19 protein-coding genes and 1 pseudogene are annotated in these 23,671 nt (G+C 62.1%); 13 read left to right on the forward strand and 7 right to left on the reverse strand.

Annotated elements, in window-relative coordinates:
- Positions 1-778 precede the first annotated feature (778 nt).
- The 3 genes from M0954_RS02970 (at position 779) to M0954_RS02980 (ending at position 3,914) form a co-directional block, all read left to right on the forward strand.
- Entirely contained in the window at positions 779-1,084 is a 306-nt protein-coding gene (locus tag M0954_RS02970) for an SAF domain-containing protein (RefSeq protein WP_122155871.1), read from the forward strand.
- Positions 1,085-1,245: 161 nt separating this feature from the next.
- Positions 1,246-1,974 (forward strand): NAD(P)-dependent oxidoreductase, encoded by a 729-nt coding sequence (locus M0954_RS02975; RefSeq protein ID WP_297351557.1) that lies wholly within the window; start codon positions 1,246-1,248, stop codon positions 1,972-1,974.
- 752 nt (positions 1,975-2,726) lie between these two features.
- On the forward strand, positions 2,727-3,914 hold the full coding sequence (locus tag M0954_RS02980; RefSeq protein ID WP_297351559.1) for a hypothetical protein: 1,188 nt from the start codon (positions 2,727-2,729) through the stop codon (positions 3,912-3,914).
- Positions 3,915-4,107: 193 nt separating this feature from the next.
- On the opposite strand, the gene M0954_RS02985 is transcribed toward M0954_RS02980, so the two are convergent.
- Positions 4,108-5,952 (reverse strand): ATP-binding cassette domain-containing protein, encoded by a 1,845-nt coding sequence (locus M0954_RS02985; RefSeq protein WP_297351561.1) that lies wholly within the window; start codon positions 5,950-5,952, stop codon positions 4,108-4,110.
- Positions 5,953-5,959: 7 nt separating this feature from the next.
- The gene (locus tag M0954_RS02990; protein WP_297351563.1) at positions 5,960-6,835 is read right to left on the reverse strand and encodes an extracellular solute-binding protein; all 876 of its coding nucleotides are present in this window, start codon (positions 6,833-6,835) and stop codon (positions 5,960-5,962) included.
- Positions 6,836-7,093: 258 nt separating this feature from the next.
- On the opposite strand from M0954_RS02990, the gene M0954_RS02995 reads away from it, so the two are divergent.
- From M0954_RS02995 to M0954_RS03005, 3 genes are all read left to right on the forward strand, one after another.
- The gene (locus M0954_RS02995; protein ID WP_297351565.1) at positions 7,094-7,588 is read left to right on the forward strand and encodes a molybdopterin-dependent oxidoreductase; all 495 of its coding nucleotides are present in this window, start codon (positions 7,094-7,096) and stop codon (positions 7,586-7,588) included.
- A gap of 108 nt (positions 7,589-7,696) precedes the next feature.
- Positions 7,697-8,371, forward strand: a complete 675-nt coding sequence (locus M0954_RS03000; RefSeq protein WP_297351567.1) for a nitrogen fixation protein NifQ — start codon at positions 7,697-7,699, stop codon at positions 8,369-8,371.
- Between the two features lie 75 nt (positions 8,372-8,446).
- Positions 8,447-8,920 (forward strand): winged helix-turn-helix domain-containing protein, encoded by a 474-nt coding sequence (locus tag M0954_RS03005; protein ID WP_367279485.1) that lies wholly within the window; start codon positions 8,447-8,449, stop codon positions 8,918-8,920.
- A 63-nt stretch (positions 8,921-8,983) separates the two neighbouring features.
- Here M0954_RS03005 and M0954_RS03010 read toward each other — a convergent pair whose 3' ends face one another.
- Together M0954_RS03010 and M0954_RS03015 are read right to left on the reverse strand one after the other, a co-directional pair.
- Complete coding sequence (locus M0954_RS03010; RefSeq protein WP_297351568.1) at positions 8,984-10,339, reverse strand: DUF2325 domain-containing protein; 1,356 nt, start codon at positions 10,337-10,339, stop codon at positions 8,984-8,986.
- Positions 10,340-10,485: 146 nt separating this feature from the next.
- Positions 10,486-10,908 carry a hypothetical protein gene (locus M0954_RS03015; protein ID WP_297351569.1) on the reverse strand — a complete coding sequence of 141 codons (423 nt, stop codon included), beginning with the start codon at positions 10,906-10,908 and terminating at the stop codon, positions 10,486-10,488.
- 429 nt (positions 10,909-11,337) lie between these two features.
- Between M0954_RS03015 and M0954_RS03020 the strand changes: the two genes are divergently transcribed.
- From M0954_RS03020 to M0954_RS03035, 4 genes and pseudogenes are all read left to right on the forward strand, one after another.
- On the forward strand, positions 11,338-12,957 hold the full coding sequence (locus M0954_RS03020) for an MFS transporter (RefSeq protein WP_133894820.1): 1,620 nt from the start codon (positions 11,338-11,340) through the stop codon (positions 12,955-12,957).
- A gap of 101 nt (positions 12,958-13,058) precedes the next feature.
- Positions 13,059-13,163 (forward strand): annotated as a pseudogene (locus tag M0954_RS03025) (LysE family translocator); the annotation flags it as partial.
- Positions 13,164-13,353: 190 nt separating this feature from the next.
- On the forward strand, positions 13,354-13,833 hold the full coding sequence (locus tag M0954_RS03030) for a nuclear transport factor 2 family protein (RefSeq protein WP_297351571.1): 480 nt from the start codon (positions 13,354-13,356) through the stop codon (positions 13,831-13,833).
- 166 nt (positions 13,834-13,999) lie between these two features.
- A complete protein-coding gene (locus M0954_RS03035) occupies positions 14,000-14,998 on the forward strand; it encodes a 2OG-Fe(II) oxygenase (protein WP_297351572.1) in 999 nt (332 codons plus the stop codon).
- A 48-nt stretch (positions 14,999-15,046) separates the two neighbouring features.
- Here the strand turns inward: M0954_RS03035 and leuA are convergent, their stop codons facing one another.
- The 3 genes from leuA to M0954_RS03050 form a co-directional block, all read right to left on the reverse strand.
- A complete protein-coding gene (gene leuA / locus M0954_RS03040; RefSeq protein WP_123387302.1) occupies positions 15,047-16,783 on the reverse strand; it encodes a 2-isopropylmalate synthase in 1,737 nt (578 codons plus the stop codon).
- Positions 16,784-17,067: 284 nt separating this feature from the next.
- Complete coding sequence (locus M0954_RS03045) at positions 17,068-17,745, reverse strand: cation diffusion facilitator family transporter (protein ID WP_297351574.1); 678 nt, start codon at positions 17,743-17,745, stop codon at positions 17,068-17,070.
- A gap of 126 nt (positions 17,746-17,871) precedes the next feature.
- Entirely contained in the window at positions 17,872-19,302 is a 1,431-nt protein-coding gene (locus M0954_RS03050; RefSeq protein WP_297351576.1) for an MFS transporter, read from the reverse strand.
- Positions 19,303-19,505: 203 nt separating this feature from the next.
- Between M0954_RS03050 and ahpC the strand changes: the two genes are divergently transcribed.
- From ahpC to M0954_RS03065, 3 genes are all read left to right on the forward strand, one after another.
- The gene (ahpC, locus tag M0954_RS03055; protein ID WP_122155885.1) at positions 19,506-20,069 is read left to right on the forward strand and encodes an alkyl hydroperoxide reductase subunit C; all 564 of its coding nucleotides are present in this window, start codon (positions 19,506-19,508) and stop codon (positions 20,067-20,069) included.
- A 171-nt stretch (positions 20,070-20,240) separates the two neighbouring features.
- On the forward strand, positions 20,241-21,836 hold the full coding sequence (ahpF, locus tag M0954_RS03060; protein ID WP_122155886.1) for an alkyl hydroperoxide reductase subunit F: 1,596 nt from the start codon (positions 20,241-20,243) through the stop codon (positions 21,834-21,836).
- A gap of 372 nt (positions 21,837-22,208) precedes the next feature.
- Positions 22,209-23,375: an alkane 1-monooxygenase gene (locus M0954_RS03065; RefSeq protein WP_122155887.1), complete on the forward strand. Its 1,167-nt coding sequence runs from the start codon at positions 22,209-22,211 to the stop codon at positions 23,373-23,375.
- Positions 23,376-23,671: the final 296 nt, after the last annotated feature.

A 23,671-nucleotide genomic window follows, 5' to 3' on the forward strand; every position in this document is an offset into this window, starting at 1 on the left:
GAACGGTCACGGCTTACCGATGCGACGATTCGGACCCCGCAAATTTTTCGTTTTTGGCCAGTCGCAGCACTGAAACAGTTTCGGCGCGGGTCCCCTCAAAGCGGCCTTGCCAGTTTGCTGCGCCGCCCGCCAGGCCAGTTGGCACAACGCTTTGCGAACCTCTGGCACGGTAGTCGCTATATGTCCTGCGCCGGACCGCAACGCAGCAGCGGGAAGATCAGGCGGTACGGTGCAGGACAGGTGGCGCGGGGAAGCACAGGCACGGCGCAGAGAGGACCGGCAGTGCGAGAAAAACAAAGCAGGGCGAAGCAACAGGCAGCGTGAAGACGCACAGGGAAGGCAACAAAAACAGGCGGTACGGCCGACCCCCGATCAACAGGGGGCGGCGAAGTAAAAGTAGCAGGACGCGATGGGGCCAACCAGAAAAGCAAGCCTTCATAGAAAGGCTTTATAAGCTGGGTTTTACTACGGGCGGATCAATAGCCTGATCGGCAGTCATCGGATGGGGGCGGGTGTTCCCCCACCGGTGCAGACCGGTTGCATCGACGCTCCGCGGGGACGGCAATTGCCGGACGGCAGATCGGATCAACACGATCGCTGTGGGGAACGGAGCGTTTGATTGCGGCGCGATTCGACGCCGGCGTTGATACTTGCTCATCTTTCTATTTTCAGCGGACATCGCAGCGTGATGACGGCGCCTTCAGCCTGATTCCGCCTGGTGTTCCTGTTCGAGTGTGGCCAACGCAATCCTGTCAGGCAGTAACATAAGGAGTGCGACATGAAAAATACAAAATGGATGGGGACATTGGCAATCGCCGCTGCCGGCGCGCTCGTAGGTGCGCTCTGTGTGGTGCGCGGGATGCCGGCGCAAGCCGCGCCAGCAGCAAAAATCGTGGTGGCCGCGGTGGATATCGACGTGGGGCAGCGTCTTGCGCCGCGTTTTATCAAACTGGTCGATTCGCCCACCGGAAAAATCCCGGTCGGTGCGTTTAGCGACCCGCACAAACTCGATGGCCGTGTCCTGGCCGAAAGCATGGAGCGCGGCGAGCCGCTGATTGAACGGCGGCTTCAGCCTGCCCGTTAACGTCTCCTTATTCCCGATCTTCTTCACTCGTCCATGGCGGATCCGGCGGTGGCTTGCACATGATGTAAGAACTCTTATATTATGTTCGAACTCATACATCTTTTGAGCGGGCTGGCGGCCGTGCTGGTTCGCCGCATTGCCAATCCAGGGAGATTCCCGCTATGGCCGATTGTCTCTTTCTGGCCGGGGCAACGGGGGCGATCGGGCGCCGCGTCGCGCCGCTGTTCGTCGCCGCCGGCTGGCGCGTCGTGGGCACCACGCGCTCGTCGGAGAGGGTGCCCTTGCTGCGCGAGATGGGGGTGGAACCGGTTGTCGTCGATGTATTTGACGCGGCCGCGCTGCAGGCCGCACTCGAGGCCGCCCGGCCGCAAGTCGTCATGCATCAACTCACCGACCTCCCGCCCGGTCTTGATCCAGCCAGAATGGCCGAGGCGTCGCAGCGCAACGCTCGCATCCGCGATGAAGGCACCCGCAACCTGGTCGCTGCTGCAATCGCGGCGGATGTCCGGTGCATCGTCGCGCAGAGTATCGGCTTTGCTTATGCGGATGGTCCGTTGCCGCACAGCGAGGACGATCCGCTCGATAGCGACTTCGACGGTCCGCGCGGTGTCTCGCTGCGCGGCGTCGCCAGCCTCGAGCGTCAGGTGCTGCAGGCGCCGCTGGAAGCCGTCGTGCTGCGCTATGGCCGGCTCTACGGTCCTGGCACCGGATTCGATGCGGCCGCGGGCGCGGGTCCCGTGCATGTCGACGCAGCGGCGCGCGCCGCCGAGTTGGCTGTGTTGCACGGGACGACTGGCATCTACAACGTTGCTGAAGACGATGGCATGCTCGCTTGCGATAAGGCGAAACGCGAACTCGGATGGAGCGCTGACTGGAGGGTCGGACAATGACTTGTCAGCGCTATGTGCTGGCAACGATCGGACTGCGAAACGTTGCGGTATTGCGCTTGACCGGCCTCTCCGTGGTGAAACAGCACTCACGCAGGCCGACACGGAGCCGCTGGGTGGATTGAGGCGACCACTGACGACCGGAAGCGCACGACATGGAGTGCCGCAAGATAAAGCGAGGCGATTCATAACGACGTCGGGAAATATGACGCCACCCTCTACGCAATATCTGCAAATTCTGCCGCTTTATGTCGCTGGTTTGAATTGCGTGTGAATCTCGTGCGTCGAACGTGTGGTGCGCCTCGCTTAAATCCCCGGAAAATCGAACAAAAACTATACATGGCCGGTCGCGCTCATTTAAAATCCGCTCATTCGTGAATATGAGTGGCACATAATGCCTATGCAATTCACATAAATTTAACGATTCACCGGGAGCCGTGAAATCGTTATTTTTCTGCTTCAGATAAATCCGCGTTGGACATGGGTGCGCGTCGGCAAGATGCCTTCGCGCAGGGGGCTGACTTCGCTGTGGGACGCAAGCATGGCAGCGCATGCGGCTGAATGTCGGTGCTGGCGTATGAATTCGCCGGAGATCGGCCGCCGCCTGCGGTGTTTGAGAAACGCCTGAAAGTCCAACCTTGCGGCGATATTTCAAGACATGTGCATCCGGTGTGAGCTAATGCTGGCCAATGCAGGTGTGAAGACAGCTTATGCTGGATTCGGTTATTTGATCGGGTTTTAAACAAGGAGTAGCGATGAGTTGGCGTGATCGTTTTAATCATAATGAAGCCGCGGAGCAATTGGCTCTGCCAGGTTTGCGTCAATTGGCTGCCGTGATGGCCGCTTGTTTCGTGCTGGCGGCTTGCAGCACCACCAACGATGCCGCCAGCGAAGCCGCTGCGAAGGCCGCAGCCGCGTCGGTAGGAGAACTGGCGAAGGGCACGGTGATTCCGGTCGGCAATGTGCCGGCTGGCCTCGACATCAGCGCCGACAGCAAATGGCTTTACGCAACCAGCAATGGCGACAACACGCTGTCGGTGGTCGATCTGGCGAACCGCAACGTGGCGAAGACCATCGATGGCCACACACCCGCCAAGACCTCGGACGATTGCCAGGATAACTTCTGCCGTGGCGTCGGCGCGGTCGGGGTTGCCGTGGACGCAAATGGCCGCCGTGCTTATGTGACCTCGTTGCGTCCCGACTCGCTGGCGTTCGTCGACCTGGAGAAAGGCCGGATCGTGCGCACGGTCCGCGCCCAGCGCTTTCCGCAGAATATCGTGCTGTCGGCGGATGGCCGCCGCGCGTATGTGTTCAATGTCGTCTCGAACACGGTTTCGGCGTTCGAGACCGCCAACGGCCGCCCGTTCGGCCGCTTCGATCTGAAGGGCGGTGATGCGCATGACGAGCCGTTCGGCCGGCCGGTCGGCCTTGCATTGTCTGCGGACGGCAAGCGCCTGTTCGCGACCGACGGTGTGGCGGGCACGGTCGAAGTATTCAGCACGGTGAACCGCAAGCCGATCGGCACCATCGACGCGTCCAGCCCGCTCGATCTGCAAATCGACCCGCACAGCGGCAATGTGCTGGTGCTGTCACGCGACGGCATTGTTGAGTACGACGCGCAAACGCTGAAGCCGGCAAACACGCTGCATTTCTGCGGCACCCCGACGGCTTACCACTTGGTGTTGAGCCCGGACGGCAGCACGCTGGCCGTGTCGTTTCCGCAAGACGGCGCGGTGGCGACTGTTGCGCGTGATAGCGGCAAGGTGAATGGCGGCTACGCAACGGGCAATAATCCGGAGGCCTTACGCTACACGCCGGACGGCACGACGCTCGCGGTCGTCTCGGACGGTGGTGTCGTGCTGTTCGACGCCTCGGATCGTAGTGGCGCGCGAGCGTATGTCGCGAAGCACGGTGAGCTGTTCTGCCCGGCGCAGGGTGGTTAAGGGCTGGCTAAGGCAGGACACTTTCTCGCTTTGATTGCGGCGTGATCACCTACTGATCGCGCTGTATGCGAGTTCTCAGAGATCACGCCATAAGCGAGTTCTCGGAACGTTGATTCGAAGAACCCGCTCCGGTTTGCCGGGGCGGGTAGTCACATCAGCTCACGCGCAAGAAAGCTCGTGCGCGGACTCCGCCTCAAACACGCCCGGCCGCGGCTGGCCATACCGACACACCCGCCGCAGCGATCGCAAAGCGGTGTTGCGTGCCCTGGTGCAACCGCGTGTCTTCGCTAGCGATATTGAAATAAACCCCGCCAATTTCCACGCGGATATAGCGCTCGCCGCGGCGCAGTTCGATAGCGTCGACCGTGCCGATGTGAGGACCGTCGGGCGTCGCCACCAGCGCGTGCGACGACACGCGCCACATCACCTGCTGGCCCGCTTCGATCGAGCGCTCGTTCGTTTTCACCGCAAGGCCGTCGCCAATTTCGAGCACACCCGTCTCGCGCATGATCCCTTCGCCCACGTTGTGCAGACCGAGCAGTTCGGCCACACGCATCGTCGCAGGCTGTTCATAGACCGCATCGAGTGCGCCGGCCTGTAGCACACGTCCTTGCTCGATCACCAGGACTTCGTCGGCGAGCAGCGCGGCCTCGTCGGGATCGTGTGTGACGATGACTGTCACGGCCGCAATCTCCCGCTGCAAGGCACGCAACGACTGTTGCAAACGCCGGCGGCGCGGCGTATCGAGCGCGGCGAACGGCTCGTCGAACAGCAGCAACTGGCTGTGGCGCGTCAAGGCCCGTGCGAGCGCCACACGCTGGCGCTGACCGAACGACAGTTGATGCGGCAGCCGTCCAACCAGCGCGGCAAGACCCAGATGCTCGAGCCAGTAGCGCGCGCTGGCAGCGTCGGCATCGACGGGAAAGGCCAACTGTTTGGCCACCGTCATATGCGGGAACAGACCATAGTCCTGCGGCATATAGCCAATCTGACGCTGCTCCGGCGGTAACGCGTCCAGTTCCACCGTACCGAGGCGCACCGTGCCGCGTTCGTTGCGCTCGAGTCCTGCGATCAGCCTCAGCGCAAGAGATTTTCCTGACCCCGACGGGCCGATGATGGCAAGGCGCCGGGTGACGGGTGTCCATGCAATGTCGAGATCGAACGTGCCGAGATGACGCTTTAGTTCGAAGGCGAGCCGAAGCGGAGCGGCTTCGGCGGCAACTGGCGTTGAAGTCACGGGCTGAAGGGCCGCTTCATCGCCGCTTTCCACTTGCGGATCGACGCCGGTTTGCCGCCTGCTATAAAGCGAAAGCGCGGCGCACACAACCGCAATCGTCAAAGTGGGCAAGAGCAGAGGCATCATGGCCGGCAGCCCCTGGCCGCCGAACACCACATAGGTATAGACCGGCAGCGAATAGGGGTGATACGCGACCATCACGGTGGCGCCGAATTCACCAAACGCCCGCAGCCACGACAGCGCAAGACCCGCGCGAATCGCCGGCCACGCCACCGGTAGCGTGACGCGAAAAAAGCGGCTGCCGGCATGATGCCCGAGCGTGGCGGCAACATCGTCGAAGACAGGATCGACGGCGGCAAATGCGGATTTGGCAGCGATGATCAGGAACGGCGCAGCGACGAAAGTTTCCGCGAGCACGATGCCGGCAAACGAATCGGTCAAGGCTCCGCCGGTCAGACTGCCGACCCAGCTATACGGTCCAAGCAGAAACAGCAGCAGCACGCCGCTCGTGAGCGGCGGCAGCGCCAGCGGCAACTGCACGATGAAGCCGAGCACCGCCACCTTGCGCGAGTCCGAGCGTGCGAGAAAATAACCGAGCGGCACCCCGCCGATCAGGATCACGAGCGCCGCGACGCTGGCGCTTCCCGCGGAAACAGCCACCGCCGACCACGTGGCATGCCAGTCGACGCTCGCCCAGTCGGCTGCGCCGAGCTGGGGCACGCTGGCGATGAACGGCGCGCAAAGATAGACGGCCAGCAGCGCGGCCAGCCAGACAAGCGGCTTGGCCGCGACACGCTTCATCGCGACGTTATTGCGCCGCGTCGATCACGGCTTGCACCGACGGCGGGATAGCCTGACCATTGCCGGTCACAGCGGGCTTGATTACATCGACGCCATGCTGCTTCAACAACGCGCGGCCTTCGGCGCTCAGCAGGAAGTCGACAAAGCGCGCAGCGCCTGCGCTGTTCGGCGCGTCGTTCAGGATGGTCAGCGTGTAGGCCGCTTTTGCCTTCAACTCAGGAGCCGGCTGGAACGCGGGAATCTTCAGATCCGACGTTTCGGTCGAGTAGAAAAAACCGGCGTCGAGCTGACCCGATTGCAGCCGGCCAACCAGCGTTTCTTCAGGCAATACCTGCTCGGGATTGTCCGGCGCACCGAGCGTTTTCTCGACGAGGTCCGGTTGATGGTACAGATCCGCGGCCTTGGTCATCATCTCGACCGTGAACGCGCCCTTCGGATCGAGCTTCGGATCGGTGCGGCCGATGCGGATGCCCGGCTCCTGCAACACCTGGTCCCAGCGCTTCGACTTGAAGTCGGCGGCGAACTTGCTCTTCGGGTTGTAGCCGATCATCAGCGGCGATTCGGCGAAATTGACGTACCAGCTCACGTGGTCGCCGTTGTCGGCGCCCATCAGGCTCTGGTTGACCTTGGGACTCGCGCTGATAAACACATCACCGCGGCGCAGCTTGCCCTTGATTTCGTTGGCGATCTTGTTCGAGCCAGCCGCATAGCCGCGAAACTGCAGACCGGTGGATTTCTCGAAGGCGGGGCCGACGCTGCGCTCCATAAGGTTGACCAGCGAACCTGCGTACAGCACGTTGACGGTGTTGTCCTGGGCGAAGCTGGGGGTGGCGGCCGCCAGACTGGCGACTACCGTGAACGATGCAAGCAGCTTGCGAATCATGCCATTTCCCGTAGCGTTATGAAGATCGCTATATTACGACGCGACGGCGCGCCGTGGATTGAAACCCCCACTAGCGGGGCATAGACCGGGCGATATATCCGGTATGCCGCGCGGCCATCTGCCGCGCTGGGCGGGCTGCGGCGTAATATATGCGAAAATATTGCGCTTCGGTGTTTCAACCACCTTGGGCGATGTGCGGCGAATCGCTGCATGTTTGCCTGGTGGCGCGGCCCAATTCGTTGCGGAGGATCTGCAAGCATGGACTCGATGAATCTGACTGTAGAGCCTCCGGAACAGGCGCTTGCTAGCGTTTTCGCGCTGACCGGTCACGTGCTGCAGCCGTTGTCGTTGACGCTCGAGCAGCTCAGAAGCTACGACAGCATGCTGGCCGAGCCTTTCGATCTGCGCTGCTTTACGACTAACCGTTATATTCGCCGCGTTGGCCGTTATCGGGGCGTCAGTCTGACCGCGCTCATCAAGCAGGCCGGTTTGCGCAACGATTCGCCGGGCGATTTCAAGCGGATGGTGTTCGTCGCGGCGGCGCAGGACGGTTACGCGGTGACCTTCTCGTGGCATGAACTGTTCAACACGCCGGTGGGTGAGAGCGCGCTGATCGCGAATGAATGCGACGGCGAGCCGCTAAGTGCCGAAGACGGTGCGCCGATTCTGTTTTCCGGTGCTGACATCATGGCAGCGCCGCGCCATGTCAAACGGCTCAAACGGATTGACGTGCAGTTGCTGCGTCCGTTGTAATGGTTTTGAAAGCTGTGCGAGTAGGTTGCTGCCGTATTGCGCCGCTTGCTTGCGCGTAAGTTGCGCGGTCGTCGTACCATGGGGCAATCGCTCCGCGGCGCTCCTACCATGTCTGACGACACGCTCCCCAGCCTTCCGGGACTTCCTTCCCATGCCCTCGATCAATCGGCGGACCTCGCAGCGGTTTGTGCTGCGCGGACGGGTCAATGGCTCGAGGCGGCGATCAACCCGCGCTCTTTCGATGCCCGTCTGTTTGCCAAACTGATCGCTGCTCGCGAAGTACGGGGGGAGTGGGCGCTGCTCGGCCTCTCCCCGGCACAGTGGAGCGGGCTCGTTGGCCGTCACTTCAGGTCCGCACCGGTCACGCCCGGCCTGACCGGTTTAAGCCGGTTCTCCGACGCCGTTGCGATGGCCACCGTTGCGGCCTTGACCGTGGACACCCACGAGCATGTCGAATTTGCAACAGCAATGCGCGCATTGATGTTGCGATACGCCAGCCCAGCCGTGTTACTCGACGATGCCCAATGTCTCGCAACGATCATCGCTCACGCGTGTTTGCGACCCGATCACCTGTGGCGCGACCTCGGACTGGCCGGGCGCGACGAGGTCTCGGCGATGCTCGAGCGGTATTTCCCATCGCTCGCGGCGCTGAATGTGGAGAATCTGCGTTGGAAGAAATTTTTGGCCCAGCAACTCGCCTTGTCGCTCGGACGGGAGCCCGGCCCTGCACCGGGTTGTCCTGGTTGCGAGGATTATGGGTTTTGCTTTCCTCGCGCGCCTTGAAGAAATCCCTTGGCTGGACAGATGTGGTCCTATCCCGCTGCCGCTTCGCAATCGGCTTCGTGTATGCTTTCGCGCATGGCTGAATCTGCTAAAAATTCTTCTACACCGGCGAAAACGATCGGTAGAAAACCCGGCGCGAAAACCGATGCCCAGGTCCGCAACAAAGCCGGCGCCAAGGCCGACGCTCAGGTCCGCAACAAGGCACGGCCCGAGGTTCGCTTCCGGATGCGCATTCGCAAGGGCGAGACCGTCGCACTTGGACCGGGCAAAGTCGAACTGCTCGAGGCGGTGCGCGAACATGGCTCGATCTCGGCCGCGGCACGCAGCCTCGATATGTCGTACCGGCGCGCATGGCTGCTGATCGACGAACTGAACCGGTCGCTGAAGTCGCCCGCAACGGTTTCGGAGCAGGGCGGCCAAAGCGGTGGCGGTTGTGTCCTCACCGAGGTCGGCGAGAGCATCGTGCGCCTCTATCGCGATGTCGAAGCGCAAGCCGAAAAGGCCTGCGCCACACAGATCGGCGATCTGATCCGGTTGATGCGACTCTGAATTGCCGAATTGCCGTAGCGTCTTGCGTGGGTCGCCAGCTAACGCGCTCCAGCCAACGCATCTTCAGCCGTGCCGCAGGCAAAACGCCGAGGGCGGACGTGAGCTCGGCGCCGCGCTTTGCAGGTCACTGCGGTCGGTATGCAGACGCGTAATCAGGTCGATGAAACTGGCAACGCTCGCCGTTCGCAGCGGGTGATAGTCCACCTGATGACGCTCGCACACGCGCTTGAGCATGTTCATCGAGTCGTGATCGATGCAATCCACCGGAAACACCACGAGGTCGGCACCCGGCAATGCCGCGGCGAGCAGACCCTTGCGATCTTCCACCCCACCGTCGTGCACGACGAGTTCGCCACCTGCGGAGCTCACCAGCGCCTTGAGCGCAGTATTCGAGCCCGGCCGCCCGCCCACGTACACCACGCGTTTGCCTTGTACGCCGGCAAGTCCCGCGCGACGCGTGTCCGGTTCATCAAGCGCGTCGAGCGTTGCCCGCTCCAGCGCGTGACATTCCGACTGCACAGCCTTCAGCAACGCCAGCGCCTGATCGCGGCTCTCGCGTAGCGCCTCGGCCGTTCCTTGTTCCTGCAGCGCGCGCTGTTCCGCGGCCTCCCGGCGGCTGGTGTGCAGCGCGAGACGCTCGTTGGCTTCGGCAAGTTTCTCCTGCAGCGCTTTGACTTCTTCCGCGAGACTGGCGGTATCGACGGGTAGTTGGGGGCGTGCTTGCGCGGTCAGTTTGACAACCTGTTCGCTCAGTTGCGCGACGGTTGCGTCCCGCTGCGTGCTGATCTCGTGCAGACGATTCTGTTGCCGCTCCACCTTGTCGCGAAGCTCGGCGTTCTCTTCTTCAAGCGCCACCAGCCGGCGAATATCCGCGCGATTGGCCGCGCCCACCAGATGCGACAGCATGTGCAGTTCGCCGAAAGCCGCCTGGCGCACCGGCATCGTCGCATAGGGATGGGTCATTAGCGCCCAGTAGGCGGGCGGAATGTCGCCGTTCTTGAGCGACTCGTTCCAGAGCGCGAGCAGCGCCTCTTCGTCGCGCGCCTGATCGAAGCGCCGGACCGCGCCGGCATAGCGTTCGTCGAGCGCCTTGTGCAGCGCCTTGCTGCCTGCGCCGCCCGCAATCGCGAGTTCGACCGCGGCATGGTGAATTTCGAGGTCGCTCGCGTGCTGACGGTCGAGAGCAGTGAATTTGGGTACCAGCTTGCGCAATTCGTGCGTCGTGAGGCAGGTGCCAATCACGGAGCAATGCAGATGCGGGTCCAGCTCAGTCAGCTTCGTGCGCCGTTTGGAGGTGGCGATCTGCCCGGGTGACGGCGGCGCGCAGCAGGCGTCGGCCACGCGCAGGCGGGCACCAGCGCCGTCGTTGGCATGGCTTGCGTCGGCAGTTCGGGCGAGGCGAAACGGGGGAGCTTGCATGATGACCTCGAATCCGGTTCCGGTGTCAGGGCTCGCTGGCGAAGTTCACCGGTTGATGTCGAGTCCGCCACCTTCAGTTTCTGTATCGAAATATACCATCGAATATAACGGTGGGCGTCTGACGGGCGGCCTGACAGGGCGTCGTCTCAGTCTTCCGAAGACGCGACTAAAGACACCCGAGCGTGCCGCTCCAGCACATGCTCGACGCACAAGCCGACGAAGGTCGCATCGAGCCGCTCGAGCGCAACGGCGACTTTGCGCAGCGCGGCGTGGTCGTTGCTGTAGGTGTCGGAGAAAATCGCGTCGCGCAGTTGCTCGGCCGAACGGGCTTCCTCGATCGCGGCCCTGAGTTCATCGAGGCGGCCAAATTTGCTCGTCTTGGCTTGCTCACCGAGGACGGCGAGAAGCTGGCTAAAGGAGTGCGAGCCCGACTTGCCAGCCGCGAGAAAACTGCCCTGGCCGTCGGCGAACATCTGTACGAAGCGCAATACGCTGCCGTAGAGACGCCTGAAGGCATCGACGACATCGCGGATCAACTCGGCGCGCCCGCGATCAGTCGCGGATTTCAACGCCGTGATCGTGGTTGAAAAGCTTTTCGCGGTCCGGCCGAGGCGTTCCGGTGATTCTGACAGGGTGGATCGACTGCGCTCCAATCTTGGCTCCAGGTTGCAGGTTACGGTTTGTGGTGCAGCGGTTGGCGGGCGTGTTGAGTTCAGGACCAGTCGGGTACGCGCACCATTCGCTACCTACCGTTGTATTCCGTAGGATATAACGAATGTCGCGACGATATCCAGTTCTTCGACCGTCCGCGAGGAGCACAGATGTCTGGCAACCTTGGCGATACAGTAGATATGACGCAGATCGAATTGTTGCCTGTATTATCAAATGAGTTAATTATTCTGTCAGTCTATGGCAATGACAGGAAATAGCTGCGCGGCTACGATGGGTCCGTCTAGCGTTACTCAAGCTATCGATCCACCTTATCGGCCCCTAAGCCTATGTCCCAGACTCGTGACGCGCTGCGTCCTAAAACAGCCAATAATTCAGTCTCGCCTGCGCCGGCGCACATCCCCCGCAACCCGCGCTTCGTGCTGGCTACAACCTCCGCAATCTGCGCGCTGATCGTGCTCGACACCAATGTGGTCGCGGTCTCGCTACCGTCGATTGCCCGCTCGTTTCACGCAAGCTTTGCCGATGTGGAATGGGTCGTCAGCGCCTATATGGTGGCCTTCGCGGCGTGCCTTCTTCCGGCGGGCGGCCTGGCCGACCGGTTCGGTCGAAAACGCATGCTGCTGCTTGGGCTCGCCGTGTTCTTTCTGGCGTCGCTCGGCTGCGGCCTCGCGCCGTCGGCATTGCTGCTGAATGTTGCCCGGGCGGTCAAGGGCGTCGGTGCGGCGATGCTGGTGACCGCAGCGCTCGCCGTGATCGCCAATACGTTTCACGAGGGTCCCGAGCGCGTGCGTGCCTGGGCGGTGTGGGGCACCTGCATGGGACTGGCGACGACCGTGGCGCCGCTGGTGGGCGGCGTCATTACGCAATGGCTCGGCTGGCGCTGGATCTTTCTGCTGAATCTGCCGGTCTGCACGGTGCTGATTGTGTGCGCGTGGCATGCGATCCAGGACTCGCGCAACCCCGAAGCCGGACCTATCGATGTAGCGGGCAGCGCGTTGTTCGGTGTCGGCTTGGCGGTGGCTATCTGGGCCCTGATCGAGGCGCCGTCGGCAGGGTGGGCGAGCGGCTCGACTGGCGTGAAGCTATCGGCGGCGGCACTGATGTTTGCGGCCTTCGTCCAACTACAGCGCGTGCGCCAGCATGCGATGGTGGACCTTGCGCTGTTCCGCCAGTCGCGCTTCGTGGCCGCGGTCCTCGCTATGTTCGGTTATGCGGCGTGCGCGCAGGTCATGATGACTTTTCTGCCGCTTTATCTGCAGAACGCCTTTGGCCTGCCGGCCATCGCGGCGGGCGTGGGCATGCTGCCGTTTGCGCTTGCGATGGTGGTGGGGCCGTATGTCGGCGCGGTGTTGTCCCGGCGTCTCTCGGCTATGGCGATGCTCAGCACGGGCCTGCTGTTGATCGGCGCCGGCAATCTTCTAACGGCTCTGGTTGCGGGCGAGGCGCGTTATGGCCTGGTGGCGATCGGCATGGTGGTGACGGGGCTCGGCGCGGGCGTCCTCAACGGCGACACGCAAAAGGCCATTATGGGGTGCGTTCCGCCGAACCGTACCGGCATGGCGTCAGGTATCAGCACAACCACGCGCTTTACGGCCATCGTGACATCGGTCGGCGTGCTCGGTGCCGTGCTGGAGGCGCGCACCCAGTCCGCGTTCTATGCGCGGCCCGAGCTAACCCCGGCGCTTAGAAGCACACTCGATGCGAGCTTCCTGTCTCGCGTATTGGCCGGTGACGCGGCAGAGGCGAGCGCACACCTGCCGTCCGCGATGCGCGCGTCGCTCACCGCCGCCGTTCATGCTAGCTTTGCCAGCGGTTTTGCTGCGGCGCTGTATGTTGCTGCAGCGATTGCGGCGGTGATCGCGTTGGCGGTGCACTTGCTGGCGGGTCGAGCAAGCCGTGCGGTGGCGGGTCGGATTGGCGGCCACAACGCTCAGGCTGGCAGCTAACCGCGAGTCTTGCCGAGGGCAATGACCCAAGACCCGGAGGCCGCGGCGGTTTGAATGGCACAATACGATACGAACGCTGCGGTTCGTTCGCGCGTGACAGGCTCAGTTGCGCCGTAGCCGGACTCGCAGTGCTTGCGCGTACCTTCGCGCTGGTGTTCACGATTCTGAAGTTCGCGGGCGTGGCGTATCTGCTGTTTCTCGCGTTTGCCAACCGCGCAAGTGCGACGGTGATGGCCGGTGCGGCTGCGGCGATTGCAACTCGCTAGCTCGGTCGCTCCGACGTTTTTCAAACGCCGGGTTTAAACGCTCGCGTGTTTTTCTTTCCGCGACACGCGTGACTTCCAAGGCGCGGCTCGTACAGACTCCAATCCGTCTAAAGCGGGAACAATACTAACGATGAGTCATCCCAACACCAACAGCGAGTTGATCGAGCGTTTCTACGAAGCTTTCCAGAAGCGCGACGCCGAAGCGATGGGCGCATGCTACGCCGACGATGTCGTCTTCAGCGACCCGGCTTTCGGCGAGCTGCGCGGCGAGCAGGCGCGCGATATGTGGCGCATGCTGGTCGCGCGGGCGCAGGATTTTTCCCTGACGTTCGACGCCGTCACCGCCGACGAGCGTACCGGCCGTGCCCACTGGGTGGCGCGTTATCTTTTCAGTCAGACTGGCCGCAAGGTGGAGAACCGGATTCAGGCGCAATTCGTGTTTCGGGACGGACGCATCGTCGAGCATCGCGACAGCTTCGATCTTTGGCGCTGGTCGCGGCAGGCGTTGGGGCTCAAGGGCGCCTTGCTCGGCTGGACGCCCTTCGTGCAAGGGGCGATACGGGCGCAGGCGAGGAAAGGCCTCGATGCTTATCGGAGCAAGCGCGGTTGAGTCCAGGTACGACGTTGACCATACGCTGAAAGGCTTGGCCATCCGGCCTACTTGCGCGAGATTGGCGGGATGATGCAGTATCTCGTTGAGAGGGAGCGTTGCGTGTGGGTGGAAATTTGCCGCCTGCCCGCGCGCCCAACGAACAACGCCAAGGGGACGAATACTTATGCCTGTCGTGGATGCGGCCTGGGAAGATTGGCTGGCCACCAATGCGAAGCGTGGCTGCACCCTGGATTCCATGGTCGCGGCCATGATGGGGGCGGGTTTCGATCAGTTCTCCGCTAGCACTGCGGTGCAGCACGCGGTGAGCGCGGCAAATGTTGGCGGTACGGCGACAGCAACGGCTGATCCGGTGGGTGCCGTTGGCCTGGCAAGCGGGCCGGGAGGAGCAAACGGCCCGAACAGCCCGAGTGCCTTCGGCTCCGCCGATCAGGCAAGAACACCGGGCGGCATCGCGGTAACCGCCGGCACCGAGGCGAGCCTCGTCAGAGCAGCGCCAGGCACGTATCAGTACGACGCATTACCCGTAGCAAGCAGCAACCTGATCCGCGCGTTCGATCGCGATGTGAAGGTGGTGATGCGTTGCGAGCGGCCACAAGTGGTCGTCTTTGCCGACGTGCTTTCGCCCGAAGAGTGCACCGAGATGATGGAGCGTTCTAGGCACCGTCTCAAACGTTCGACCACGGTCAATCCGGATACCGGGCAAGAAGACGTAATCCGCAACCGCACCAGCGAAGGTATCTGGTTTCAACGCGGCGAGGACGCGCTCATCGAGCGTCTCGACCAGCGGATTTCCAGCCTGATGAACTGGCCCGTGGAGAACGGCGAGGGCCTGCAGATTCTGCATTACAACACCAGCGGCGAATACCGTCCGCATTTCGACTATTTTCCGCCTGATCAACCGGGTAGCGCGGTGCACACCGCACGCGGCGGCCAGCGGGTGGCGACGCTGATTGTTTATCTCAACGATGTGCCGAATGGCGGCGAGACCATTTTCCCGGAGGCGGGTTTGTCGGTTACCGGCAGGCAGGGCGGGGCGGTGTACTTCCGTTACCTGAACGGTCAGCGGCAACTCGATCCGCTGACCTTGCACGGCGGCGCGCCCGTGCTGGGCGGCGACAAATGGATCATGACGAAGTGGATGCGGGAGCGGGAGTACGCTTAAGAGACTCGTTTTACAAGCGGCGAGTGCGAGGCCCCGTCCCGCGTTTCTCTACCCCGCCTGCAACGCCTTGCTGCGCTCATCGCCCGCCACTTCGCGAAGCACCGAATCGAAGAAATGCGCTTGTGCATCAGCATCCGAACGGGCGTATGCACGATTGATCCCGCTGATGACGGCGCGGATCGACGCGGTAATCAGATTCGCGTCGATGCCCACACCGAATGCACTTCCCACCACCTGCGCACCAGCCATCTCGGCAATCGCGATAGCCTTCGCATCCGCGCCCTGGGTGAGCGCACGTTCTTCGTAGTGCTGGATTCGCACAGGAGTGCGCAGTGCATGCATCAACGCGTCGAGCGGGCCGTTGCCTTCGCCTGCCAGCACCGTGCGCTTGCCCGCGATCTCCACCGTCAGCTTGATACGCTCGCGCCCGCCGTCTTCTGACAGCGCATGGCCAATGTAGCGCAGCGGCGTCTCGCCGCGCACGTATTCATCCTGGAACACTTCCCAGATCTGCTGTGCGGTGACTTCCTGACCACTATCGTCGGTGAGTTGCTGGACGGCCGAGCTGAAATCGACCTGCAGACGCCGCGGCAGCACGACCCCATGCGTCTGTTCGAGCAGATACGCAATGCCGCCCTTACCCGACTGGCTGTTGACGCGGATGATCGAATCGTAAGTGCGGCCCAGGTCGCGCGGATCGATAGGCAGATACGGCATTTCCCACAGGCCCTCATCCTTCTGCACGGCGAAGCCTTTCTTGATCGCATCCTGGTGCGATCCCGAGAAGGCCGTGAACACCAGATCGCCGACGTACGGATGACGCGGATGCACCGGCAATTGCGTGCATTCCTCGGCGGTGCGGGCAACTTCGTTGATGTGCGAAAAGTCGAGGCCGGGATCGACACCCTGCGTGTAAAGGTTGATTGCAAGCGTCACGAGGTCGACGTTGCCGGTGCGCTCGCCGTTGCCGAAGAGGCATCCTTCGACGCGGTCGGCGCCGGCCATCACGGCCAGTTCAGCCGCGGCGACTGCGGTGCCGCGATCGTTGTGCGGGTGAACCGAAAGCAGCAGCGAGTCGCGTCGCGCGAGGTTGCGGTGCATCCATTCGATCTGGTCCGCGTAGAAGTTCGGCGTGCCGACTTCCACGGTGGCCGGCAGGTTGACGATCGCTTTGCGCTCGGGCGTCGGCTGCCAGACATCGAACACGGCGTCGCACACTTCCTTGGCGAAATCGAGTTCGGTGGCGGTGAAGGTTTCCGGGCTGTACTGCAGTGTGAAAGCGGTCTCTGGGGTGGCATCCACGAGACGCTGCATGGTGCGTGCCGCGTTCACGGCCAGCTGCTTGACACCGTTACGGTCGAGCCCAAACACGATCTTGCGGAATTCCGGCGCGGTGGCGTTATACAGATGCACGATTGCGCGCGGCACGCCGCGCAGCGATTCGAAGGTGCGCTCGATCAGGTCGTCGCGCGCCTGGGTCAACACTTCGATCGTGACGTCATCGGGAATGTGGCCGCCCTCAATCAGTTCGCGCACAAAATTGAAGTCGGTTTCGGACGCCGACGGGAACGCTACTTCGATCTCCTTGAAGCCGATCTGCACCAGTGTCTTGAACATACGCATCTTGCGCTGCGCGTTCATCGGCTCGAACAGCGCCTGATTGCCGTCTCGCAGATCCGTGCTCATCCAGATCGGCGGATGCGTGATGGTGCGCGACGGCCACGTGCGATCCGGCAAGTTGACGGGGGTGAAGGGGCGGTACTTGGTAGCAGGATTTTTCAGCATGATGGGCTCGTGGGTTCGAAAAACGGGGGACGCAAAGGAACGGGACGAAGCACGGCCGCCGGTTGGGCAACCGGGGCAAGGTCAGCAAAACTTGGGGATTAACTGCGCTTCAGATGCGTTAGATGCGGGAAGCGCGTAGCAGCAGACCTAGCCCGGTAGAGCGGGCTAGTAGTAGGAGGGATAGCAGGGTCTGTGCGGCGAACATGGGCGTAATAGGATCACAAACGGCATGGTGAGTCAAGCGGCGTTTGCTTACGAGGCATCGCCGGCTGGCTCTGCCGCCATCATTGCCCCGCGGTATTGCCGAGCGGCCGGGCGGCCAGCTCTTTCAGCGCCGACCAGCAGTTGTTGTAACCCATGCGCAGGATCATCAGGCCGATCACGCCGGCCGCGACGTGATCGAGCATCGGCAGGCCGGCCATGCTGCCGAGAATGCCCATCACGGCAACCAGCGCCGATACGGCGTCGAGTCTGGCGTGCCAGGCACTGGCGAGCAGAACGCCAGAATGGGTTCGTTGCGCCACCGACCGCATATAGCGGAACAGCGTTTCCTTGGCGAACATGACGAAGACCGCGACCACGAGCGCGCTTGCGCGCACGCTGGTGCTGACGGTGAGGATCGTGGCGGGCCCGATGCTATGCCACAGCATCTCGCCGGCGGTACCGACCAGCAGCACACCGATGACAAGCGTCGCGAGCGATGCATGGAAGCCGCCGTCGGTGCTGGGAGCACGCCGGCCGGAGGCGGCGGCCGCGCCGAGAAACAGCACGGCGATGACGACGCCGTCGGCGGCGAGATCGCTGAGTGTATGGATGCCGTCAGCCACCAGGCCGTCGGAATGCGCGAACAGGCCAATGACAATCTGCATGGTCATCAGCACGGCATTCAACACCGCGCTCATATAAGCGGCTTTGAAGGAACTGCCGCGTGACTGTTGGGGACGCTCTGACGGCGATGTCATTGGGGGGACGGTTTCGAGTGATTTCGAGTAGTGCAAGCAAACTAACCGTCCAACGTTGCGGGGATGTGACAGGTGGAGCGTGGCGGCAGACTGCTGCCCGGCCCACGCTTACGTCTCAGACCACGCTCACGACGCGTCCTGGCGCCGCGATCCTCCACCGACGCTTTGCCCCGCGTTGTGTTCCAGTTGCCAGTAACCCCAAACCGACGCCAGCGTCAGCAATCCGGCGCAGAGAAAGGCGATGCGGAAGTCATCGAGCGTAAAGACATGCCCTGAGATCTCGCCGTTGAACACGGCAGCACCGCGCAACGCCACCGCGCCGAAGGCAATGCCGAGGCCGATCGTCATTTGCGCCGCCGCGCTCCACAGCGTGCTCGCGGCGCTCATCTGCGGCTGAGCGACGTCTGCGTAGGCGAGGGTGGCGAGCGTCGAGAACTGCATCGAGCGCGCCACGCCGTACGCGAATATCACAATCAGCACCCAGGCGAGCGGCGACTCCGGCGTCAGCAGGCCGCAGACGATCGTGAAGACGCCTGCCACGGCGACGTCGATGATCGACACCGTGCGGAAGCCGTAGCGCTGCAGGATGCGCGTGGTCAACGCCTTCATGCCCAGGTTGCCGAGCGCGCTCGCCAGCAGCAACAGCCCCGACTTGAACGCGGACAGGCCGAAGCCGATCTGGAACAGCAGCGGCATCAGATACGGCACCGCGCCGATGCCGATGCGCGTGAACGAGCCGGTTACCACCGTCACCGAGAAAGTGGGAATCTTGAGCGTCGACACGTCGATCAGCGGATGCGGGTGACGCTGTGCATGCCGGAATGCGATGAAGCCGACCACCAGACCCGCCGCCATGACCGCGCCAGCCACCCATGGATTCTTGCCGGGCTGGCTGGCGAGCTCGGCGCCGTAAAGGATCGCGGTGAGGGTGGCCGCGCTCAGCAGCAGGCCGACGAGATCGAGCGGCCGGCGTTCGCTGCCTTTCAGGTTCGGCACCAGTGCGACGACCGCGGCCATCACCGCGATGCCGAACGGCACGTTCAGCAGAAAGATCCAGCGCCAGTTCGCATAAGTCGTGATGAAACCGCCGATCGGCGGCCCGACCACTGGCGCGACGATCGCCGGCCACGTAATGGTGGAGATAGCCTGCATCAGGCGGCTTTTCTCGGTGCTGCGCACCACGATCAGCCGGCCGACAGGCACCATCATCGCGCCGCCCATCCCTTGCAACAGGCGCGCGGCGGTGAATTCCGTCACGTTTTGCGACATCCCGCACAACACCGAGGCGACCGTAAACACGCCGATCGCGCTAAAGAAGACCGTGCGCGATCCGCACCGGTCGGCGACCCAGCCGCTTACCGGGATGAAAATCGCCAGCGCCAGCATGTAGGCGGTCATGCCAAGGCTGAGGCTATTCGGACCCACGCCGAACGAACGCGCCATCTGCGGCAGGGCCGTGGCGATCACCGTGGTGTCCAGATACTCCATGAAGAAGGTCGCCGCGACGATATAGGGCAACCAGCCGACGAAGCCGGGGCGTTTCTGGGTCTCGGTCATCAAGGTCCGTGTGCGAGGAAATAGTAGAAAACTAGAAGTATTGCTGAAGACGGCCAAAACCTGCATCCCCGGGCTGGAGATTTCTGCGTGCACGAATAGTCAAATTCAATGATGACGATTTAAACAATCAACTTTTTCTATTAAGTGAATCCAGACATACTGTTATCACTTTCTCAACCACGTACCAAAAGAGGACGCATCAGATGCCGATCATCAACAGCCAGATCAAACCTTTCAAGGCAACCGCTTACCACAATGGCGACTTTCAGACCGTTACCGACGAAACCCTGAAGGGCAAGTGGTCGGTCGTCGTGTTTTACCCGGCTGACTTCACTTTTGTTTGCCCGACTGAACTGGGCGACCTGGCCGATCGTTATGCCGAATTTCAGAAGCTCGGCGTGGAGATCTACAGCGTGTCGACCGATACGCACTTCACCCACAAGGCATGGCACGACACGTCGGACACGATCCAGAAGATCAAGTATCCGATGATCGCCGATCCGACACTGGCAATCTCGCGCAACTTCGACGTGCTGATCGAAGAGGAAGGCCTGGCCCTGCGCGGTACCTTTGTGATCAACCCGGAAGGCGAGATCAAGCTGTGCGAAGTTCACGACAACGGTATTGGCCGTGACGCCGGCGAACTGCTGCGCAAGGTGCAGGCCGCGCAGTACATCGCAGCGCACCCGGGTGAAGTTTGCCCCGCCAAGTGGACGCCGGGCGCCGACACGCTGACCCCGTCGCTCGACCTGATCGGCAAGATCTAAGCCCTCCCGCTTAGCTTAGCCTCATCGCAGTACACGCCGCTCGCTGGCGTCTCACCGTGTGGACCGTATCACGCGCATTGCCGCTTCATGTGCATACGGCCCGCACGCCTCCTCGCCACGCAATGTGGGTGGCGCCCGGAGCCCAACCCTCGTCACGGAATTCGAATAACCATGCTGGATGCCAATCTCAAGACTCAGTTGAAATCGTACCTGGAAAAGGTTAGCCGGCCGATCGAGATCGTGGCCTCGCTCGACGACGGCGCCAAATCGCAGGAACTGCTTGCATTGCTGAACGACATCGCGACGCTGTCGGCGCGCGTCAGCGTGATCGAGCGGCGCGGCGACGCAGAGCGCAAGCCTTCGTTCTCAATCGGCGAGCCGGGCAAGGACACGGGCATCCGCTTTGCCGGCATCCCGATGGGACATGAATTTACGTCGCTGGTACTGGCACTGCTGCAGGTGGGCGGCCACCCGGTCAAGCTCGACGACGCGGTGATCGAACAGATCCGCGAACTCGACGGCGACTACCAGTTTGAAACCTATTTTTCGCTGACATGCCAGAACTGCCCGGAAGTCGTGCAGGCGCTGAACGTGATGGCGCTGATCAACCCGCGCATCCGCCACGTGGCGATTGACGGCGGGGTGTTCCCGAACGAAGTGGAAGCACGCCAGATCATGGCCGTGCCGACGATGTTCCTGAACGGCGAAGTGTTCGGCCAGGGCCGTAGCGGCGTGAAGGAAATTCTCGCCAAGCTCGATACCGGTGCCGGTGCGCGTGCAGCCAAAGAACTGGCGAAGAAGCCGGTATTCGACGTGCTGATCGTCGGTGGCGGCCCTGCAGGCGCTGCGGCGGCGATCTACGCGGCACGCAAGGGCATCAAGACGGGCGTGGTGGCGGAACGCTTCGGCGGGCAGGTGCTGGACACGCTTGCGATTGAAAATTTCGTCTCCGTTCAGGAGACCGAAGGACCGAAGTTCGCCACGGCGCTCGAACAGCACGTGAAGAGCTACGAAGTGGACATCATGGATGTGCAGCGGGCCGAAGCGCTGGTTCCGGGTCGCATCAACGAAGTGCGCCTGGCAAGCGGCGCGGTGCTGAAGGCGAAGACAATCGTGCTTGCCACCGGTGCGCGCTGGCGCGAAATCAACGTGCCGGGTGAGCGCGAGTACCGCAACCACGGCGTGGCCTACTGCCCGCACTGCGATGGCCCGCTGTTCAAGGGCAAGCGCGTCGCGGTGATCGGCGGCGGCAACTCGGGCGTGGAAGCGGCAATCGATCTGGCCGGTATCGTACGCGAAGTCACGCTGATCGAATTCGGCGCGCAACTGCGGGCTGACGAAGTGCTGCAACGCAAGCTGCGCAGCCTCGCCAATGTGACGATTGTGACCCAGGCGCAGACCACCGAGATCACCGGCGACGGCAAGAAGGTCAACGGACTCGTCTATAAGGATCTGCGCTCGGGCGAAACGAAGCAGGTCGAACTGGAAGGTGTGTTCGTGCAGATCGGTCTCGTGCCGAACACCGAATGGTTGAAGGGCACAGTCGAATTGTCGAAGCACGGCGAGATCGTCGTCGATGCGCGCGGCGCGACTTCGGTGCCGGGCGTATTCGCGGCCGGCGACGTGACGACGGTGCCGTTCAAGCAGATCGTCATCGCCGTGGGCGAGGGCGCGAAGGCATCGCTTTCCGCCTTCGATCACCTGATTCGCAATAGCGCGGATGACGAAGTGGAGGTCGAGGAAGCTGCGGCGCTCGTGGAGGCCTAAGTTTTCTTCGTGAGCGGCTGGCGGTCCTGACTGGACTGACGAAGACCAGCCACTATCTGTTGCATTGCAATGAAGCCCGCTTTTGTGCGGGCTTCATTGTTTTCGGTTGCCGCATCGAAAGCGGATGACATTTGCGGTATCGCGGGACATCTATACACCCGTTTCATTCACACGCTTGACGCAGGCCACCGCGGGCGCGGTCGGCGCCGCTTTGTTTGGAGCCCGTCGCCTGGATTCAATTCTTGGCGAAGTGGCTCGTCTCACCATATAAATCTGTGAATCGAAGCAGACCTTTCGCGGCAATCAGCCGTGCGCGTTCCAACGCGTGCGTGCGCGGTCGAGGATGAAGGGCAATATAAAAGGAGACTGACGATGGCATCTTCGCAAGCGGCGCCCGCGAGTTGGGTCGACGGCAAACGCTACCTCTGGTTGCTCGGTGCGCTAACCATCACGTTGCCGCTGCACGCAGCCAATCTTGCGCTGCTCACGGGCTGGCATATCTTCTGGTGGTTTGGTCCGATCTTTGTGTTCGGCATTATCCCAGTGCTCGATTACGCGATTGGCGACGACCCCAGCAATCCGCCCGAGGAAGTGGTGCTCATGCTTGAGCGCGAGCGCTATTACCGGCGCGTCGTCTATCTCGCTACCTTCGTCGAATACGTCTCGTTCTTCGGCGCAGTGTGGATCGTCGGAACGCATGCGCTCGCGTGGTACGACTACCTGGGGTTTGCGCTCTCGCTCGGTGCGGCGACCGGAGTGTCGATTAATACTGCTCACGAACTCGGTCACAAGACCGACCGCTTCGAGCGCTGGCTGGCGAAGGTCACGCTGGCGCCGGTTGCCTATGGACACTTCTTCGTCGAACACAACCGCGGTCATCATGTGCGGGTGGCGACACCGCCCGATCCGGCCAGCGCACGCTATGGCGAGTCGTTCTGGGCGTTCTTGCCGCGTACGGTGCTCGGCAGCATTTCATCAGCGTGGCGGCTCGAAAAAGAGCGGCTCGCGCGCAGCGGTCATTCGCATTGGAGTTGGCGCAACGAGGTATTGCATGCGTGGGCGATGACTGCGTTGCTATGGGGCGCGATGATCGTTCTATTCGGCAAGGTCGTGATTCCGTTCCTGCTGATCCAGGCGATATACGGCGCCTCGCTGCTCGAAGTCGTCAATTATCTCGAGCACTACGGATTAGGCCGCAAGCAGTTGCCGAGCGGCAAATATGAGCGTTGCGGCCCTGAGCATTCGTGGAACAGCAATCGCGTTGTCACCAACCTGTTTCTTTATCAACTGCAGCGCCATGCGGATCATCACGCCAATCCGACGCGCTCGTTTCAGGCACTGCGTCACTTCGAAGGCGCACCGCAATTACCGTCCGGTTACGCGACGATGATCATGGTGGCTTATGTGCCACCGCTCTGGTTCCGCGTGATGAATCCGCGTGTGGTCGCGCATTATCACGGCAATATGGAGCAGTCCAATATCAGACCCGCAATTCGCGAAAGCGTGCTGGCAGAATTTTCTGGAGCGGGAATGACTTGAGATTTCTGTTCGCCATTTGCGAAACGGCCAAACGTTTGCGCCGTAGAGGCCATATTTACCGATTAAAAAAAGAGGCCAAAGCCGCACAAGGCTTAGACGTGGTCAATAAATTTATCGCTTAAGAAATTCGCTGCGCTGCCGAAAACAGAGCTATTAACCGGGTGGAACATTTCCCCGTGCGTCGGGGAAATCCTGGGTTCGAGCAAACCGGGAATGCGCTGCTACATGCACTCGGCGCAGGACAATCAGGCTTGCACCAATCAAGAACATAGAATCTCTCCAGAGAGGCGCAGCCA

The organism is Paraburkholderia sp., assembly GCF_026225065.1.
Taxonomy (GTDB): domain Bacteria; phylum Pseudomonadota; class Gammaproteobacteria; order Burkholderiales; family Burkholderiaceae; genus Paraburkholderia.